The sequence below is a fragment of the Massilia sp. 2TAF26 genome (assembly GCF_052115005.1).
Taxonomy (GTDB): Bacteria; Pseudomonadota; Gammaproteobacteria; order Burkholderiales; family Burkholderiaceae_D; genus Telluria.
On record NZ_JBFRFV010000024.1, the window covers coordinates 38,606 to 56,342 of the forward strand.

The 17,737-nt window shown below is 57.9% G+C and carries 11 protein-coding genes and 1 pseudogene; 3 read left to right on the forward strand and 9 right to left on the reverse strand.

The genetic code is table 11. From position 1 onward, the window contains the following. Positions 1–8: 8 nt before the first annotated feature. The 5 genes from AB4Z32_RS20880 to dpdE are packed head-to-tail and all read right to left on the reverse strand — an operon-like array spanning position 9 to position 10,597. The gene (locus AB4Z32_RS20880; RefSeq protein WP_442123792.1) at positions 9–719 is read right to left on the reverse strand and encodes a hypothetical protein; all 711 of its coding nucleotides are present in this window, start codon (positions 717–719) and stop codon (positions 9–11) included. Continuing rightward, positions 710–3,826, reverse strand: a complete 3,117-nt coding sequence (gene dpdH, locus AB4Z32_RS20885) for a protein DpdH (protein WP_442123793.1) — start codon at positions 3,824–3,826, stop codon at positions 710–712. The genes AB4Z32_RS20880 and dpdH overlap by 10 nt, the downstream gene beginning before the upstream one ends. Next, positions 3,823–4,728: a protein DpdG gene (dpdG, locus tag AB4Z32_RS20890; RefSeq protein WP_442123794.1), complete on the reverse strand. Its 906-nt coding sequence runs from the start codon at positions 4,726–4,728 to the stop codon at positions 3,823–3,825. Before dpdG ends, dpdH begins: the two co-directional genes overlap by 4 nt. Then, positions 4,725–7,304, reverse strand: coding sequence for a protein DpdF (dpdF, locus tag AB4Z32_RS20895; protein ID WP_442123795.1), 2,580 nt, complete (start codon positions 7,302–7,304; stop codon positions 4,725–4,727). The genes dpdG and dpdF overlap by 4 nt, the downstream gene beginning before the upstream one ends. After that, positions 7,301–10,597, reverse strand: coding sequence for a protein DpdE (gene dpdE / locus AB4Z32_RS20900; RefSeq protein WP_442123796.1), 3,297 nt, complete (start codon positions 10,595–10,597; stop codon positions 7,301–7,303). Before dpdE ends, dpdF begins: the two co-directional genes overlap by 4 nt. A 341-nt stretch (positions 10,598–10,938) precedes the next feature. On the opposite strand from dpdE, the gene AB4Z32_RS20905 reads away from it, so the two are divergent. After that, positions 10,939–12,020, forward strand: a protein-coding gene (locus AB4Z32_RS20905; RefSeq protein WP_442123797.1) for an IS3 family transposase whose coding sequence is annotated in 2 segments (ribosomal slippage) — positions 10,939–11,188 and positions 11,188–12,020 — 1,083 coding nt in all. Because the reading frame shifts where the segments join, the coding sequence is not laid out codon by codon here. Positions 12,021–12,439: 419 nt separating this feature from the next. On the opposite strand, the pseudogene AB4Z32_RS20910 reads toward AB4Z32_RS20905, so the two are convergent. From AB4Z32_RS20910 to AB4Z32_RS20920, 3 genes and pseudogenes are all read right to left on the reverse strand, one after another. After that, positions 12,440–12,952: pseudogene (locus AB4Z32_RS20910) on the reverse strand (ribonucleotide-diphosphate reductase subunit beta); the annotation flags it as partial. Between the two features lie 81 nt (positions 12,953–13,033). Then, the gene (locus AB4Z32_RS20915) at positions 13,034–13,435 is read right to left on the reverse strand and encodes a hypothetical protein (protein ID WP_442123798.1); all 402 of its coding nucleotides are present in this window, start codon (positions 13,433–13,435) and stop codon (positions 13,034–13,036) included. Between the two features lie 541 nt (positions 13,436–13,976). Beyond that, the gene (locus tag AB4Z32_RS20920) at positions 13,977–14,420 is read right to left on the reverse strand and encodes a hypothetical protein (RefSeq protein ID WP_442123799.1); all 444 of its coding nucleotides are present in this window, start codon (positions 14,418–14,420) and stop codon (positions 13,977–13,979) included. Between the two features lie 166 nt (positions 14,421–14,586). Between AB4Z32_RS20920 and AB4Z32_RS20925 the strand changes: the two genes are divergently transcribed. Then, entirely contained in the window at positions 14,587–14,979 is a 393-nt protein-coding gene (locus AB4Z32_RS20925; protein WP_442123800.1) for a helix-turn-helix domain-containing protein, read from the forward strand. A gap of 283 nt (positions 14,980–15,262) precedes the next feature. Here AB4Z32_RS20925 and AB4Z32_RS20930 read toward each other — a convergent pair whose 3' ends face one another. Further along, positions 15,263–16,297: a site-specific integrase gene (locus tag AB4Z32_RS20930; RefSeq protein WP_442123801.1), complete on the reverse strand. Its 1,035-nt coding sequence runs from the start codon at positions 16,295–16,297 to the stop codon at positions 15,263–15,265. 166 nt (positions 16,298–16,463) lie between these two features. Between AB4Z32_RS20930 and AB4Z32_RS20935 the strand changes: the two genes are divergently transcribed. Continuing rightward, on the forward strand, positions 16,464–17,543 hold the full coding sequence (locus tag AB4Z32_RS20935; protein ID WP_442123802.1) for a DNA-binding protein: 1,080 nt from the start codon (positions 16,464–16,466) through the stop codon (positions 17,541–17,543). Positions 17,544–17,737: the final 194 nt, after the last annotated feature.

Genomic DNA, 17,737 nt, shown 5'->3' on the forward strand with positions numbered 1-17,737 from the left:
CTCATCCGTTAAACACGCACACGTACAACATAGTTTTCGAGCGACCCATCCTCGCGTAGCCAATCCAAGACTTCGGGGGTCAATAAGCGCAAGCTGGCGCCTAGCGAGGCCGCGTCAATGAAGGCAGCGACCGCCGCGGGCACATCGTCTTTGGCTTTGAACTTGATTTGACTAAGTTCTTCCGACCAACGGTGTATGTCGTCGAGTGCTTCGCCGCTTGCTGGGACAGTGTTCCGGTAACGCGAGAACTTGTCGTACAAGCGGCCGTACTCTTCCAAAGCAGCCTTGTTAGCTGCGGTTTGTAAAAGACCTACTTTGCGCTTTTCAGGGGACAGCGCACTAAACAAGCGATTCGCGAAATACTGGTTCCAGTCTCGCCGCTGGCTCGCGTCAAGGCTTGCCACGATGGTGTCGAGCATCGTCGACAAGTTGTCCCAATGCTTCCCTTTGGTCAGTGTGCGCGATTCTGGTTGCTCATCGAATCGTTCGCGCAGGTTGGCGATGGTTTTACGCATGGCCCCAAAGTCCGGGCAATCCGACAGCGGCACTCCGTACTCGCGCAGCAAGGCAGCGCGCGCGACCAAGCCGTGTAAAGCACTGGTTTTCGCGGCTAAGGGTTTATGCAAGCCACTGAGCGCCTGGGCTTCGTCAAACTGGTCTCGTGCGGCTGCGGCCGTTTGTAGGCGCGCATGCGCCGTTTTGGCATCGGCTAGCAGCATGCCTGTTCTCCTTTCGCTTCCAAGGCATCGAGATCCTTCAACAGGCTGTCGAAAGTGTCGCGAATCTTGTTGGCCTCGCCAGCGACATCGATATCTTTCATATTTTTGTACTCGGTCTCCGCCCGCCGCTGCGCTTCCTTCGTCACCAAGCGCGACGTGGTGACGAAACGGTGCGCCACAATCAGCGGGCTGATGTCCAACTGCGCGATCCGGCTCAGCGCCTTGCTGTCGGTCTTCTCTTCGTCCAGCTGCGCGGCGGCTTGTAAGGTATTGAGCGCCTCTTTGAGGGGGCTGGCACGGAACTCGTCACAGAGTCCTTTAAAGGCGCTACTGCTCATGCCGATGTCGAGGCTAGACCAGATGCCGTGTAAGCTATCGGTGAGCGCTTTTAGTGTGTCGGCCACCTCATTCTTATCGAAGTTGTCGCCCAACTCGTCGTTCAGCACCTGCTGAAGGCGTAGTGCTTCGTTTCGCACCTTCTTGGCGAGCGCATTAACCACTGTCTCCTTCATATAGGGCAACAGCTTTTTTAGTTCTGGGTCGATCTCACCAAGAACGTCAGTGTTGATCTTTCCGGCCTCGTCTGGGTAGCTGTCGAGTACGCGGACAATATCGATGCCGGCCACCTTGCCGCCACTGCCCTGGAAGCAGCCGCCATGCTCAAGCAGCATGTCGGTCAATTTGCCACGGATCGCCAGTGCGTCATTTTGCAGTTGTCGCCACTCTCGCAACTGTATCGGCGCCTCGGCGGGCAAGGCTCCAGGCGGTTTCGGGGCGCCAAACAGGAAGTCGGATAAGCCCTTCGGCGTACGACCGCGCTCGAGGATGCCCAGTAAGCGACTATTCGTACTGAGCAACTTGCTGGCATGGTGAAGGCGGAGCTTGGCCAACTTACGAACCAGGGTCAGCACCTGTGGCATCAAACGCTGCACCAAGTTACCGATGCGGGCCAAGTCCTCATCGGCTTCGTCATAGTCGGCCGTGCGCCTTTGGAACTGGTAGTAGCGTACGACGGCAAGGAGTTCGGGACGCAGACGTCCCTCTGAGTCTTGGTGGTCAGGGGCGATGCGAATGGCGTCGTCTGGCTTGCCTGCTTCGCCGAGCGCATGGGGAATCGAGATGTAGTTACTGCCGATCGAAAACTTGCTACAACGTTCGGCGTTCCAATCGATGCGATCGGTGATCGCTTGTTCAAGGGCTTTGCGAATCAGGTTGGCGTTACCTTGCTCCAAGCGAATGCCCTCACGGACCCAACTTGCAAGGCTCGCGCGCAAGTCGATCACCCGTTGATCTTCGGGCGGTGAAGCGTCGATCCTTGTCCGCGACTTGTCGTCGTTCGAGCGGCTTTCCTTCTCCTTATGCTCGGGCTTTGGTGTGGGCCGCGGTGTCGTCTCCGGACTGGCAAGCTGCGGCGACTCGAGGCCGAACACCTTGAAGACCGCAGGTGGAATGCGGCCGACGTCGGCGACGGTTTCCGGCAGATTGCCCCAGATGGTCACCAAGCGCGCGTAGCGCTCCCGCACATCCGGAGACGCGTTCAGCGTCGCTAACCATTCCGCCACCTCAGCCGATGGTGGCGATACAATTAAAGTGGATGGGGGGAACTGTTGTTCGATGAAGGGCTGGCGACTGCGTGTAAGGACGTCGATCAAAATATGATCGATGACGTAGCGCGGGGTGAACACCAGGCGGTCGTGCTGCTTCAGCCTGAGGCGCGCCAGGCCCTCGATAGCCAGTTCCGTAAAGGGGAACAGAGGAATGCCGTCGATGGTGCCAAAGGCGGTGATCTCTTCGGCTGCCGCGTCATCGTCAAGGAAGGGACCGATCCAAGCCTCGTCACTCGACCAAGCGTGTGCATGCTCTTTGTAACGCTGGAGTAAAGCCTCGTAGCCCCAACGCGCGGCATTCAAATACGAGGCGACCAAGCGCTTGGTGCGGTGGAGAACCTCTTCGTCGCTACTCAGGTGACTCTCGACGATCCACTGTCGCTTCGCGCGCGTCGCGATCGTATCCTGACCCACGAGGTAGCCGTCCGTGACGGCGATCGCCGAACGCATGGTGGCATAGGTTTGTTTATTGTCGCGGATCCCTTCTTGGATCAAGACATTCAGCAGCGTTTCTTGGATACCAGTCAGGGCCTTAAAGTCTTCTACGAGAATGACGAGCTCGCGCTGATCACGCAAGAGTAGGCGGCGGATTTCCAAGATCACGTCTTGGAGCGTCATGCCGCCAATCGCCTCGTGGAGCTGGAACAGTTGGCCTATCGCTTGGTCGACGACTTTGTCGTTAAGTATGTCGACGGCGACGTCGATGCCGGTGCCGCCGTTCGTGCGTAACACATGTTTGTAGTAGTTTGCGGTCGTGCTTGCCGCGAGACTTAAATCGATCGAATCGGGAAGATCGAAATCGGCCGCCGTAAAATCGGTGATGCGTTCGGCTTCCGCGTTCTCTCGCTGGCCGGCGAGGGCACGTTGGACGATGCGCAGAAACACGTTCTTCCGAAAGTGCTCGACCAGGGCTGCGTCACCCATGAATCTGGACAAGTTCCGCGCGTGCCCGAGTTTTTGTTTGGCCAGGGTATTCTTCGGGTCTCGGTTGACCTCGAGCTCTAGCTGCGCCGCCTTATCCTGTAATGCGATCTCGAGCTGCCCCTGAAAGCGAATTACAGCGGTGGCGAGATCGACCTCCGCCATGGCCTTCTTGAACGCTTGCTTGACCTCGGCATAGCCCTCCTCCGGCAGCGGCGCGAGAATCAGGTCCACGACGGTACGCAAGCTGGCACTCTTCGGGATACGGATGACCACGTATTTGTTGTCGGTATCCTCGCTTTTGAGTCGCGCCGCGAGCATCCGGACCATGTGCGATTTGCCGACCCCGGACTCGCCGGTGATGGGCAGGACATGGACGCCCATGGGCAAGTCCGGGGTCGTGAAATACGCGTACAAATCGTCTTCGGTGGTGGCGACCTTGGGCTCTTTGTTGATTTGGTAGCTCAAGGTCGACGGCTGGTGCACCGCCAACAGCACTGCATCGTGGGCCCCTTCGGCTTCCGGCTTGATGCAGTCGACAACCGCGTCTTTGTCCGGCCAATACGTCATCAGATTCATGCTGGCTCCCCGATCATCCGTACGTGCGAGAACGACGCCCAACTCCGATAGTTGCGGCCGGTAAGGCCGATGACATTACCGGTACCGGCATCGGCCCTTAACTCCAACACGATGGTGCCGTTGAGGTGTAGGCGGCGCAGCGCGATCGACAAGGACATCGACAGATGCCCGGTCGGCGGCTTGCGCCAAGTGTCCGTTTTCAAACTCATTTCGATTTGGTTGCGATAGCTGCCGCCATCAAGCACGGGTACACGTGCGCTCAATTGGTCCAGAAAAACTTGGGCGGTCATCGTTTCGTCCTTGCCCAGGATATGAGGCAGTTCCTGACGCACCACTTCGGTGGGATCGAATAGAAAGTTATTGTCCGGCCCGCTTCCAAAGCCGAGATAGCGTGCCCACATACGTAGGCCAGGCCAACGCGTCCTGTTGAGGAAAATGTTGCGCGGTGCGGTCACTTGAGAGCCCTCCAGCGCTTCGATCTTCTCGGCGGCCTCAGGGAGGTTATAGATGTCTTGGGCCAAGGCCCAGGCGATGCCACGTGCAAAGTCGGAAACGCGGCCAACCCCCACTTCGGTGGGCTCGGCTCCTGGCCCCCACAAGGGAAGACAATGCTGGTCCTGTAACAGCATCTGGCGGCAAACACCCGGTAAGCGGTCGATTGTGTCGTCCAGCGCGGCGCCCCGTTTGATGTCGAGATTGAGCTTGATGGTGCCGGCCTCTTCGGTAAATAAGCCAAGCTCGAGCCAACGCGCCAATGCAGCGCGCATACGGCCCACGTCGTCCGGTACTGAGCACACCGAGATCAGTTCGTCTCTGTCGGTTGGTCCCTGCTTGGCGAGAACACTGGCCAGCACGATGACCTGCGGATGTAGGCCGTCACTCGCGAGGTTTAGGATAGTCATTGGCGAATAGTGAGAAGCAATTGCTGAAGATAGGCCGCGGCTTGGGTCACCTCGGCCAGTGTGCGCGTTGGGTTGCTCGGGTCGGGTAGGCTGCGCGGCAACAGCACAAGGTGCTGAGGCCGTATCAGCATTTGGACCGGTTCAAGCATGGTGATCGCCGATGTGGCATCGAGGACCGTGACACGCGCGAGCGGCGTGTATGGCTCGATATGCAGTTCCTTGATGTTACGCTGGATGACGACTCCATTCGGCGCGCGTCGGTATAGATGCTGCCACCCCGGCAGTTGTGACAGGCCGCTGTTCGCATCCGATGCGACTTCGCGTACCCCGCACTCTTGCACTAACCATTCGACGAAGCGCACGATCGCTTGGTGGACTTCAGCGATGGGGCGCTCGTCGTCATAGAACACGTAGGCGAAGGTCGGATCAATCCAGGGAAAACGTCGGGTCCATTCAGCGAAGTTGGCGGAGTCGGTGGCGGTTAACAAGGTCGGCTCGGGCACGCGGTACTCACGGCTGACTTCGGGATCAAAACGATCCATCGGACAGCCACCGCACACACGCGTCACTGGCACAAAATAGGTTTTGGTGTTTACCCGATACAGTTGCGCCAAGGTCTCTCCGACCTCCCGTTCGCCCTTCAGTAGATCCTGCATCAAGGCGAGATTGCGGCCTGCGGCATTGAGTGTGGTGCGGCGGGATTCGCTGACGCGCCGCTCCCATACTTCTGGCAATAGATGGCCATCGTCCAAGATACGCACGTAGATGCTAGCGAGAACGGCCAAGAGCGACGAGGCCTCGTCCTTGTCCACATCGCTCACTGCTTGGTTGGTTGGAGGCGTACCAATCTCGAGAGAAATCAAACCTGCGCGTGCCATCAAGATCAGTGTGCGCATGTTCCAGTCGACGTTGTACTCGCTGGTTCTGCGCAACTTCGCGCGACGAGCTTCGACGTCGATGGCGAACACGTTTGCTTGGTCCGTGGCACGGCGTGTCTCGTACATGGCCTTCCAACGACTGATCCCCAGTTCTTGGGAGATGATCATGGGCCGTGCGAGACGCTTTGGTAAGCGCCAATCTTTGCCATCGTAGACCAGTAAACTCACGCAAGGACTGCCATCGCGCCCGCCGCGTCCGACTTCCTGGTAGTAGCGATCGAGCGTCTCTGGAATGGTCGCGTGAATGACGGTCCGTACATCGGCCTTGTCGATGCCGACACCGAACGCAGAGGTTGCGATGATGCCGTCGAGTTGATTGCCGCTCCACGCATGGATAATGGCATTGCGTTCGCTGCCCGAGGTGCTGCCGTCGAAGCAGGCCAGGCGCGTCAATCCCGCTTGCTGCCGCAATAGTTCATTCCACAGTCGTATTTCGGCCCGTGTGGTGACGTACAAAATGAAGGGCCGAGGTGCGTGGCGTAAGGCTTCAAGAACCCGCTCTTGTTTTTTGTGAGGATCGGCAGCGTGCGAGAACCAGTATTGTGGTTCAGGCCGCAAGTGCACGGCCGACACCATGTGGGCTTGCTTGGGTGGTCCAAACAAGGTCGCCAGGGTGTCGATCGTCTCTTGGGTGTAAGTCGCGCTCAGTAACACAGTGCGAAAACCGTGCGGCGCCACCCGCATCAAATTGTTCCGCAGCCCTGCGAGGAGTTGGAAGGCGGGACGGAAGGAGTCGCCCCAGCCGGTCACGAGATGGGCTTCGTCGATCACGAGGTATTGCAGCATACCGGCGCGCGTCACCTCGGCCACCGTACTGAGGAGCGTTGTCGTGAGGGCTTCGGGTGAGGTGAAGAGGATACGCTGGGTCCCGGCACGCAAGCGCGCGCGGATCTCCGCCCGCTTGGTGTCATCAAGGTCTGCATGCCAGGCCAGCGGCCACACTTTCTGGTTCGGCGTCGTCTGGCGAATAAAATGTTCCATGGCCCGTGCTTGGTCCAAGGCCAGTGCAACCGTGGGCACGACCACGATCGTAAGCGCCCCCTCAAGTTTTTGCAGCAAAGCAGGCGCTTGGCCGACCAGGCTTTTACCGGAACCAGTCGGCAGGTTCACGAGCAAGGTGTCGCCCGCCTTCATCAAAAACACGGCGCGCAGGGCTTCTCGCTGTCCGGGCGAGGAATAGGTCTTAAAACCGGTCGCCTCGGCAACGAAGGGGTCGGCAGCACAGCTGGCTTCGGCGCGCACTTGCTGGTCAGTAAAGGCCGCATGAAAGACGCCGGCATCGGCGCTCCCTAACCAGTCGGGATACCACCCCTCGGCAGACAGGACCAACCCGTGTTCGCCACTTGATAGCGATTGCACGGCATGGGCGTCCCAGTCTTGCTGGCTGGGCCAGCCGTGACCCAGCGGCACACGTAAGACGGCCTTCTGACCAGTCCGCGCCGTTTCCTTGAGCAGACAGTGGCGGACCAAGGGCGCTAAGTCAGCCTTGAACCGCGACATGCGCCGTTCTGCGCGTGCGGCGCGCACGATTTGGCAAAGGCGGTCGTAGATACCGTCGCGAAAATCGCTGTCGGGAACGGGCGTGAGCCCGTTCCAATCGCCGATGAGCTCTTGCAGGTCGGTGAATCCGAAGGTCATGCGGCACTTCCCATAAGCGGGGCGAGTTCGGCCACCGAGCGGTCCGTCAGGTACACGAATCCAGCCACGTCGGTTTTCAGCTCAGGGGTGGCGATGCCCTCGTACAGCGCATCGTTCAGGCGCTGCTCGAGCTCAAATTGTTCGATTTCCGCCCGTGCTTCTGCCCCCGCCAGGGATTGGATACGACTGCGCCGCTGGGCATGACGCACTTCATCCTCGGCGCGAGCATGCGTTAAAGCCGCGTGTTTGCGTGCGGCTAACTCGGGGCGGGCGAGCACGAGTGCTTGCGCGCGCTCATGCATCCTCAGGCAGCGCTGCTGCCAGTTCGAGAAGGCATCCGGCGCGAACCTGTTTAGCGCTCGCAAATGTTCTCGACCCAGGTTTTTATCGATGTAGTCTTCGGTCCCCGCTTTTTCGTAGCCCGGCGCTAACAGGCGCTCGACGACATCGGCGGAGAGTTCATCGCCATCTTCGTCCAGCCAGATCTGGACCATAAAGGGTGCCAGTAAGGCATCGCCGCGGCGGGCGAGGACGGAGCGCGTTGCGTCTCCCTGGTCATCCAAGGCAGCAGCGAGGACGGCTTCGGCTTTGGTAAGACGTGTCTCAACCAAGAAATCGAAACGAAAGCACAGCTTTGATTGGCCGGCAGGCAGTTCGGCATGGACTTGGCGCCACATTGCAAAACTGCGGCCGCGATCGTCGATGTCCGAAAACGCCTTGACGGCTTCAACAAACTCATCGCCATAGCGAAGCGGGCGGACTTTGCGTGTAACCGCGGTTTCTCGGCGTGCCGCATGCGGATACGAGCGCGGCTCGCTGGCGCGACTTCCGGGCGCGTTGTAATCGACGGCGCCAAGGAAGTCGCCCAAGAAACCAGTCAAGGGGATTAGGGTGGCTTGGCTCGCGGACTCCGGCGGATGGTAGTGGAAACGCACTGGTGGATCGATGTTGACGACGGAAGTGGCACCGGGTACGGGCACGGCCGAGAACAGCAAGGTGTCGGAGATCCAGTACAGCATCGCATGGCGGATCATGCGCCATGCGCTGTCGACGTCGAACAGGTCATCCGTTGCGCTTTCTGGCAGCGGCGACAACTCATCGAGGGCGTCTTGCTGATCGATCAGCTTGAGTTCGGTGGCGACTAAACCACGGGGACCGGCCAAGCGCGTGCCGAGGTCTTGAAGCGCCTCGACACCATCGATGAATAGTCGTTCCTGCAGTCGGCCGACTTCGTCTTCGACCAGGTACTGTAGGCTCGAAATGGACTGGTCAAAGACGCGCCACCCTTCTTGTAGAACGGCATACCAAGCGTGCTGTAAAGGCGTACCTTCGTCCAAGAGCACATACGACGGGATTTGGTTGCCGGCGCCGTAACGGTCGACCCGCCCCATGCGCTGCTCGATGCGGTTTGGCGCGACCGGCAGATCAAAGTGGACGAGCGTTTTGTTGCCCCCTTGGAGATTCAAGCCTTCCTCCGCGTGTTGATCGCACACCAATATACCAATGCTCGGATCGGTCATGAAGGTGGTCCACGATTCAGCCGTATCGAGGTCGTCGTCGCCCAACTCGGTTTGGTGGCGAACAGCCATGACACCTGCACTTTGAAGGCGCGCAAAGACGTCATCGGCGACTTCTACGGTCGAACAGAACACCACGGCCTTGGTGGTAGCCGATAAGGAACGGAGGCCATCAATCAGCCGGTCGCAACGCGCGTTAAGCCAGCGCTCGTCGTCGCACAGGGAGATCAGGCGCGCCAACAAGGCGTCTTCTTGTTCAAAGCGCCCAAGTGCTTCGTCAACGGGCCACGCAGGTAGCGCGAGGCGGCGCGCACACAGGCGCGGTAGGGCTGCAGGGTTTTCGAGATAGGCGGTAGCGATCGACCAATAAAAACGCGCTAGCGCTTGCACAGTCGGCTCGGTCGTATCGACGCCGTATGCGGCAGATGCAGCGATACGCCATTCTTCAAGAAGCGCTTCGACGTGTGACAGCGGCGAATCAATGGCCAGCCAAGCACGTGCGCCTTTTCGATTCGGCGTCAGGCCGGTGACTTGTTTGCGTCGATTGCGTAGGATGCGGCGGTTTAAACGGTAGGTTTCGGAAACATGTGCCTTCAGTTGACGGATCTTCGCGATCAGATCTTCGTCGGCTTCATCGGGCATCTCGAGCAGCTTCTCTTTGAGGACATGCACCAGCCCCTGTAAGCGCTCATCGTTCGGAAAGCGCGCAGCTAAACCGTCGAGCGGGTTGTCAAGGAACAGCGCATTCTCGGGCGAGAGCATGGCGACCACTTCCGCCAGCGTCTGGCGCTGCTCGATCTTGTGCCGAAAACCTTCGTAATCCTCGAGCGGGTAAGCGACGGGGTCAAGCAGGTGGAGCATGCGCAGAAACCCTGCTTCATTGCGCAGGATCGGCGTGGCCGACAGCAGGAGTACGCTGTCAGTGCGACGCGCGGCTTGGCGCAAGGTCTCGTACAGTGCCGACACCTGGGCTTCGTCTTCGGACGGTGCCGCAACGTGATGGGCTTCGTCGACGACAAGTAGGGTCGCGCCCTTCAGCGCAGTGCGCAGATTGTCGCTCACGTGATGCGGCAGTACAAACACGGATTCGTCGATGAAGACGTCTAGACCGAATCGCGTCACCAGTTCCTGACGCCATTGTCGTACCAGCGGCGCGGGCGCCAAAATGACGACTCGGTGATCGGGGTCGTCCAACACGGCCTGTCGAATTACGACCCCAGCTTCGATGGTCTTGCCGAGGCCAACCTCGTCCGCCAGGAGGTAGCGTTGCGAAGGGTCGTTCAGGACGCGTCGCGCGACGTCGATCTGATGCGGGTTGAGTTCGACAGATGACGAGAGAAGCGCCTTGATCCCGGACGCGGCACCGCGTTGTTGAGTGTAGCTCTGCAAGAAGGCCGAGCGGGCTTCTGCGTACTGTGGGGTCTCAGTGATAAAACGCGCCAGATATTCGGCCGGATTTTGAATGGGTCGCTTCCAACGTACGAAGGCGTCGGCATAATCGACATACTGATCGTCCTTGTGGCTGAACCGGACGTACAGGCCACTGCCGTCGTCTTCTTGCACGCGACCGACGCGCCAGGCGTTTTCTAACTCGCGGTACACGTAGACCCGGACATTGCGGCCAAGACGTTTGGGAAAAATCGCGGATTTCGGAATCTTGCATCGGGCGATACCGCCGTCAACTGGGGAATCAAAATACTCGACGGTGCACTCTGCACCAGTGCTCACAAGCTTGCTCAGACCGTCGCGCTCACGGCCTTTTACTACGCAAAACATCGTTTGCTTCCTTTAATTTGCATTGTTGACGAGCGGCATGTGATGTGCGACAAGCGTTCAATCAACACGCAATCGTCACTTGACTGGAAGGCTACTTACAGGGCCATGCACCAGGTACTGAAAATATGGAAAGTTAGTAGATTTCAGTTCCGTGAAGAAAGGTTATTTTAATTAAGTTAACGAGATTGAGGCAATGTATCTTTGTGCATTTTTCTTATTAGACATTTATACAACAATGCAGTAAGTGTTAAGCTGCTAAGCGCGAGGGAATCTGACCTGATCGGAATTTTGTAGCCAACTGGATAGTTAGTCTTCATGTTATTTTTATACATGGAGGCTAGATGAAGAAACGTTTTACCGAAGAGCAGATCATTGGGATCCTGCGCCAGGGCGAGGTTGATGGCGTAGTCATCCGCGATCTCTGCAGGAAGCACAACATTACCGAGCAGACCTTTTTCCGGTGGCGGAACAAGTACAACGGGATGACGGTGCCGGAAGCGCGCCGGCTGAAAGACCTGGAGGCCGAGAACGCGAAGTTGAAAAAGCTGTTGGCTGAGCAGTTGCTGGCGATCGAAGGACTGAAGGAGATCGCCGGAAAAAAATGGTAACCCCGGCAGCCAGAAGGCAAGCGCTTGAGATCCTGAAGAGCAAAGGCTTATCCGAGCGCGTAGCCTGCCGATTTGCCGGGGTAAGTCGACGCGTGGGCAATTATGAGCTGAAGCGGTCGGCCAAGGATCAGGCGCTGGGAGCACAGCTGATGGAAGCGTCGGGCCGTTATCCACGGTTTGGCTATCGGCGCATCGCAGTGATGACGGACACGAAGGTAAGCCGTGTATGGCGGCTGTGGAGCAAGCTGGGGCTGAACCTGCCCAAGCGCCGCCCGAGAAAACGCCGCTGTGGCAGCGACATACGCATCCCTGGTTCGACTGCGCCCAACGGCGTGTGGACATATGATTTCGTGCACGACCAACTGGCCAACGGTGGACCGCTCAAGATGCTATGCGTCCTGGACGAAAACACGCGCGAATGCCTGGCCATTGAAGTCGGCAAATCGTTGCGCAGCCAGGACGTCATCCTGACGCTGTCCAGGCGGATGCGCATCTATGGCAAGCCGGCCTTCATCCGCTCGGACAACGGCGCTGAATTCACCGCCACGGCTGTCATGAAATGGCTGCGCGACCAGAACATCGGGCCGGCCTACATCAAGCCAGGCAGTCCGTGGCAGAACGGCTTCGTCGAGAGCTTCAACGGCAAGCTGCGTGACGAATGCCTGAACCGGGAGTGGTTCGTCAGCCGGCAAGAAGCCAAGCTGATCATTGAGAAATGGCGGCACTTCTATAACAATGAGCGTCCGCACTCTGCTCTTGGCAACCGGACGCCGGCCGCAGTCGGACGTGAAAGACGCCAAGGACAGGCTGCCTGAAGTCGAAGACTAACAATCGCCGTGGCCACAAATTAGCCGATCAGGTCAAATCTGTGTATTTTGGGAGGACGAATTGATACTAACTCGAGAGTAGCTGTCGAAGGCCGGTAGATGGGAGTGAGCAGTTTGAATGCGGCCGGACTGCTTTCATGGCAGCGACATGGGGGAAGGATCGAATGCGTTTGGAACTGGTAGTTGACTTGGAAGGGCTTTCAGACCGGCAAACCTCACGGCGCTACAATTATCGCGTAGTCCAGTGGAACGGCGTCGCGGCCTTGGCTTTCGCCCTTGCTAAGGCGCGTTCTCCGCAGAAAATGTGGGTTAGTTTGCTCGGTAGTACGGCGCTGGAGAGCACGCCTTTCCAGAAGCGGGTACAGTTAACGGCTTCGCGCAAAGCCTAACGAAGTCGACAGTGGGTATTAATCCCAGCGCAGCATACCACCGGTCTGATACTCGGTCACGTGGGTCTCGAAGAAGTTACGCTCCTTCTTCAGGTCGATCATCTCGCTCATCCACGGGAAGGAGTTTTCCTCGTTCGGGAGCAGCGCGTCCAGGCCGATCTGGACGGCGCGGCGGTTGGCGATGAGGCGCAGGTAACCCTTGAACATCGGGGCGTTCAGGCCCAGCACGCCGCGCGGCATGGTGTCTTTGGCGTAGCGGTATTCGAGCTCGACGGCCTTCAGGAACAACTGCTTGATCTCTTCCTTGAACTCGGCGGTCCACAGTTGCGGGTTTTCCATCTTGATCGTGTTGATCAGGTCGATGCCGAAGTTGCAGTGCATGCACTCGTCGCGCAGGATGTACTGGTACTGCTCGGCGGCGCCGGTCATTTTATTTTGACGACCGAGCGCCAGGATCTGGGTGAAGCCGACGTAGAAGAACAGGCCTTCCATCAGGCAGGCGAAGACGATGATCGAGCGCAGCAGCCTCCGCCGTGACGCGCTAGAAAAATCAAGAACCCTTGCGGTCGTCACTTGCTCAATGTCCGACCGCGCTACTCAACGCTCTCGAAGTCATGCCACGTATGTTCCTTTACGCTGGCGTGCAGCGTTGATGATCTCGTCAACTCGCCCTAACGCGTCTTTTGGCGATACAGGAAACGGCCCATTGACGCTATCTACTGCAATCCAAGCGTTGGGAAAGTAAAACCATGCTGCAACAGACCAGGCATCGTCGTACTGTCCGAAGGCTTGTAGAACCTCTTTGATGACTGCTAAGGGGCGATATAAGGAATCGAACTGATATCGAGCGAAATATTCCTCGCCTTCGTAGGTGACACTAAACACACGTCCGCAGCGCTTCCATTCGCCTGCGAGGTTCGATATCACCTGTGAGCCCCCCTCCTGATGATGATCGATCTCGTCTGCCATGAGCCAGTCACCGCCTTCGAAAACCTTTTTGATTGCTGCCTTCATTGCGGATTTCCCTGTCTTTGCTAAGAGCAATTTTCCAAGGCTTGAAGGACTGTCAGCGCACAGTTAAATGGTCTCACTACCCTGCCCGTTTCCAGGATTGGGAAAACTGGTATGCGCTACGTTAGACGCAATATTGCAGAAGTATCAACACACGTCTGTACGCTCGTTCCACTGCATTTAAGAACTAAGGGATCGACCGCGCATGGATCACCAAGCGCAAATGTCGCATACCTGCGTCAATTGCGTCAGCCTTGCATATTGAACACCGTTGCTGAAAGCATCATAGTTCCGCACACTTCCAATCATCTTGCTGAGTTCCCTCTCAAATCAGGCTGTGCTCTACCTGGTCGCCTCGAGACAACGCGCATAAATCAGTAACTAGCGTGGCCGATATCGATCGCTTAAACCAAGCGCCAAGCACGGGCAGCGCTCAAGGCATCAAACGCTGGCGGCGCTTGAATCGCGGCCGACCTCCACATCGCCCTAGCCGTCGCCGTCGCCGTCGCCGTCGCCGGGGCGCATTCTGCGTTCTGCTTGCCCTTTATTCGGCGATACTTGGTTGGCGCCAAACAGGCGCCTTACGGACGATATCGCCGAGACTCAACCCGCTGAAACCACTAATTTCGGTCGAGCCATCTGCACAAGAGAATACGTACACGAGTTCGCCGCTGGTTGCGCTTCCTATCGAAATCTCGACCACGCGCTTCAGCTGGTAGTCCGAGCCAGGCATGCGCCTTGTCTGAAGATGAATATGGAAGTCGACAATTTCTTCGGCTTCAGCAAACTCAAAAATGGTTGCAGGGTTTTCGAAAATGAAGCGCTGCCACCTGCTTTCCTCGCTGACCGGGGCGACATCGACGTGGAACAAATGGGTGTTAACTGGAAGCTCGACGAACTGGTACATGTGCAGCCCAGGCTGATCGAACAACCTCCGGAGAACGTCGATACGATCTGCATATTCTTCGTTCTGGTAAGCGTGAAACATGTGTGATCTCGATTAATCAAGGTATAGCGCCGCCTGACAACGTTCAGGCTTGACCAGCGAATTGAAGTACGCAGCACGAAACGAATCCGAAGCACAGCCTACTGCCAGAAGGCCATGGCGCGCCGCACTATAGGAATATACACGACATTGCTTTGTCGTGTATACCATGCGTAGATACGTCGTGTATGGCATGTCGCTTGTTGCGCGTGCAACAGGCATCATTTGCCCCATGACATCTACGCCAGAACACGAATCCTTCGAGAAAAATCCGGTCTTTAGGTCGGTTGGCGACAATTTAAAACGATTACGTATTGCCGCGGGCATGAGCCAGGCAGAACTTGCGTTTGCCGCCGAGATTAACCGGACGTTTGTGTCGGACATCGAGCGGGGGCTTGCCAACCCTTCTGTTCTGACGCTCGCCACCCTTTGCTACGTCCTCCAGGTGACGCTGTCTGAACTCTTTAGCGAAGTAGAGTCATGCCCCCCAGGCGTTGTTGAAGGTCGGAGGCAAAATGCAGCGAAGCCAAAACAGCCGACACGAAATAGAAGGCTTCGCTGATCGGGGGCTCGTGCACACCGTACAAGCGTAGAGAAACCAATAAACGAGTTTGGCCGCAAGTTACCAGGTTGGCCTCGACTAGACTCCTCTTGGCGGCGACGTACGATCGATACGTGGATAAGGCGTTCACCCGCCGCGCCCGAGCATCCGACAAGTCCTCGCGATCAACCTTCCCCAGAGAAGAAGCAATGGAAATGAACCTGATGGAGGTCGCCGTGCCCCGTCTTGGCGTAGCTGTTTTCGGAAACCAGGAAGGAACCGGGCGCCAGCCCAATGCTCAGCACTATCCATCGAACCTTTCGGGTGACGCCTCTTCTGGCGCACCGTCGACGTTGCCATTCAATAACACGTTAACGGCGTTCTCCAAAAAGCGATCCGCTTCTTCGATGTACCCGTGTACTGTGCCGTCATGGCGCCATCCGCCCTGCTTCTTGATTTCCTTGAATCCTGCGCCGGCACGACGCGCGCTTGTGGCCATGCCTCGACGCAGGCTATGACTCGATAACGAGGGGGTGTAATTCAGGCCCGCCAACTCTGCAGCAGCTGAAAGTATCTCGTTGACGCTCGATGCATGCAGCGCCGTCTCTTGGATCTGCCCCCACCGTGAAATAGCACGAAACACGGGCCCCTCGGAGATAGCGGCGCGTTCCAGCCATGCCTGAAGGGCGCGTACAGGGCAACGCTGTCCGCGACCGAATGGCAAAGCTTTTAGGATGCCCTGCCCTGTCTGGTCGGTTTTTGATCTAGGCAAGAGAATCGTTAGCCCTTCCCTCTCCCAACCGAGGTGCTCGATGTAAATGTCGACCAGTTCACTGCGTCGAAATCCGCCAAAGAAACCGACCTGAAGCAATGCGTTATCGCGAACTGCGCGGAGGGCGTCGCTTTTGATCAAGGCGGACGAAATACGATCGAGATCTTCAACGGGCAGCGCCCTCGCCTGGCGTTTCGGTTTTCCGTTCTTGCGCGAGATGCCCAGCAGCGTTTTGCGGACTGTCGCGGTCGCGGTTGGATCACGGAAATCCTGATGGACGTGCCAACGCGACAACGCTGTGATTCGCAGGGCGACCGTTCGAGGGTTATGGATCTCGGCGCACGCCAGCATATAGCGGATCACCATGCTCTCGTCTGCGGGCAGTCTTCCACCCCACGACAGGTAGTGACGGATCGCACTCTGGTAAGTGCGGCGCGTGTTGGCCGACGTTGCCGACTCGAGAAAACCTGCATGTTTCTCCCTGAGCGCAAGCTCGTCGGAGGAACTGCCGGTAGCTGTGATGTCCGGCCCAGGCAATGTTTCAAGGGGAGCGAGCGTAGATGACATGGAAACTCCAAACCACAGACAGTACAGTCAAGTGTAGCACTCCCTGCCCCTAACCCGCGATAAATTGCATTATCGGGGGTCAGAAAGAAAGCACATACGACCCGGCGGGCACGGGTTTTAACGTACTATTACATATTATGTACTACGTTACGAAAGGTGTCGGAAAATGGGCCGAGCTGGAATTGACTACTCGCAAGTTGCCAAGGCCGCACTGGGGCTATTGGATCGTGGAGAAAATCCGACTGTCGATGGCGTCCGTGCTGTGCTCGGATCCGGCAGCAAGAGCACGATCGCTCCCCTGCTAAAACGTTGGAAAGACGAGCTGACCGGTACTGCCAACGCTGCAGGTGACCGCCTGCCGCCTGACCTGCTCGACGCCGTGCGGCGTTTATATGAAGACACCCGCCAACGCTTCGATGAAGCACTCGCCACGACGAAGCAAGAGGCGCAATCGCGCATCGAGGAACTGGAGAACGCGGTCAGCACGATCACTGCACAGTTGGCGCAATGCAGCGCACTATGCGATGCGCGGACCCAGGAACTTGCGCGCGCGTCGGATGATCTCGCTTCGCTGCGGCGGCAGCTCGACGTTGAGCAAGTCGAACGTGAAAAACACGCGCTGGCCCAAGCATTGCTTCAGCAACACCTGGAAGAACGCCACGCCGACATCGCCAATTTGCAAGAGCAGCTCAGTTTGGGCCGCCAACAATTCGAGCATTTTCAGGCGGCCACGCAAGCGCGATGGGAAAGGGAACGCGAGCGCAGCGACACCCAGCTCGCCGAGGCAGCGCACGCCACGATGCTGCTACGCGACCAGCTCTCTCAAGCGCAAACCGAGGTTGCTGCCGCGAATGCCAAGTTCGACCAGTTGAGTAACGCGCACAATCAACTGACTGCAGAGCATGCGAAGCTGCAGGAAGCTGCCGAGGAGCTTCGACGAACATCCATCAACATGGAGCAAACCATCGGTCGATACGAATCAGACTTGGTGCAAAGCCGAGCGATGCAGGAGCGTGTCCAGCACACCAATGACACCCTTTCCGAGCAAGCTCGCGCATCGGAAACGCAGTTGGCAGTCAGCCTCGGTAGAGAGTCGTTGCTCCAGTCGAATCTGGAAGCCGCGGAGCGGCGTGTACAAGAGCTACTCCAGGAACAAACCGTGCTGCTACGCAAGCAAGCCGAAACCGATGTGGAGCTACGCTATTGTCGACAGGGTCTTGACCGAATAGACCCCGGCCATACCTGACGGCCGCCAGCGAATCGGCCTCGTCGATGACCAGGAACGCGCGCCGGGTCTTGCCAGCAGTCTGGAGCACTTCGGCAAACGCCTGCGTGAGCAAGGTCCCCATTTCCGACACGGCCGCTGTCCCGACCCTATTGCTTAGACGAAACAGCAGCGGGTCTTCACTGCGGGATTCGGGGGCCAGACGGTTGGCAACA

Bases quoted from the DNA above. Each gene is read 5' to 3' on its own strand.
- AB4Z32_RS20880 (WP_442123792.1), bottom strand. From the start codon at position 719: ATGCTGCTAGCCGATGCCAAAACGGCGCATGCGCGCCTACAAACGGCC.
- dpdH (WP_442123793.1), bottom strand. From the start codon at position 3,826: ATGAATCTGATGACGTATTGGCCGGACAAAGACGCGGTTGTCGACTGC.
- dpdG (WP_442123794.1), bottom strand. From the start codon at position 4,728: ATGACTATCCTAAACCTCGCGAGTGACGGCCTACATCCGCAGGTCATC.
- dpdF (WP_442123795.1), bottom strand. From the start codon at position 7,304: ATGACCTTCGGATTCACCGACCTGCAAGAGCTCATCGGCGATTGGAAC.
- dpdE (WP_442123796.1), bottom strand. From the start codon at position 10,597: ATGTTTTGCGTAGTAAAAGGCCGTGAGCGCGACGGTCTGAGCAAGCTT.
- AB4Z32_RS20915 (WP_442123798.1), bottom strand. From the start codon at position 13,435: ATGAAGGCAGCAATCAAAAAGGTTTTCGAAGGCGGTGACTGGCTCATG.
- AB4Z32_RS20920 (WP_442123799.1), bottom strand. From the start codon at position 14,420: ATGTTTCACGCTTACCAGAACGAAGAATATGCAGATCGTATCGACGTT.
- AB4Z32_RS20925 (WP_442123800.1), top strand. From the start codon at position 14,587: ATGCGTAGATACGTCGTGTATGGCATGTCGCTTGTTGCGCGTGCAACA.
- AB4Z32_RS20930 (WP_442123801.1), bottom strand. From the start codon at position 16,297: ATGTCATCTACGCTCGCTCCCCTTGAAACATTGCCTGGGCCGGACATC.
- AB4Z32_RS20935 (WP_442123802.1), top strand. From the start codon at position 16,464: ATGGGCCGAGCTGGAATTGACTACTCGCAAGTTGCCAAGGCCGCACTG.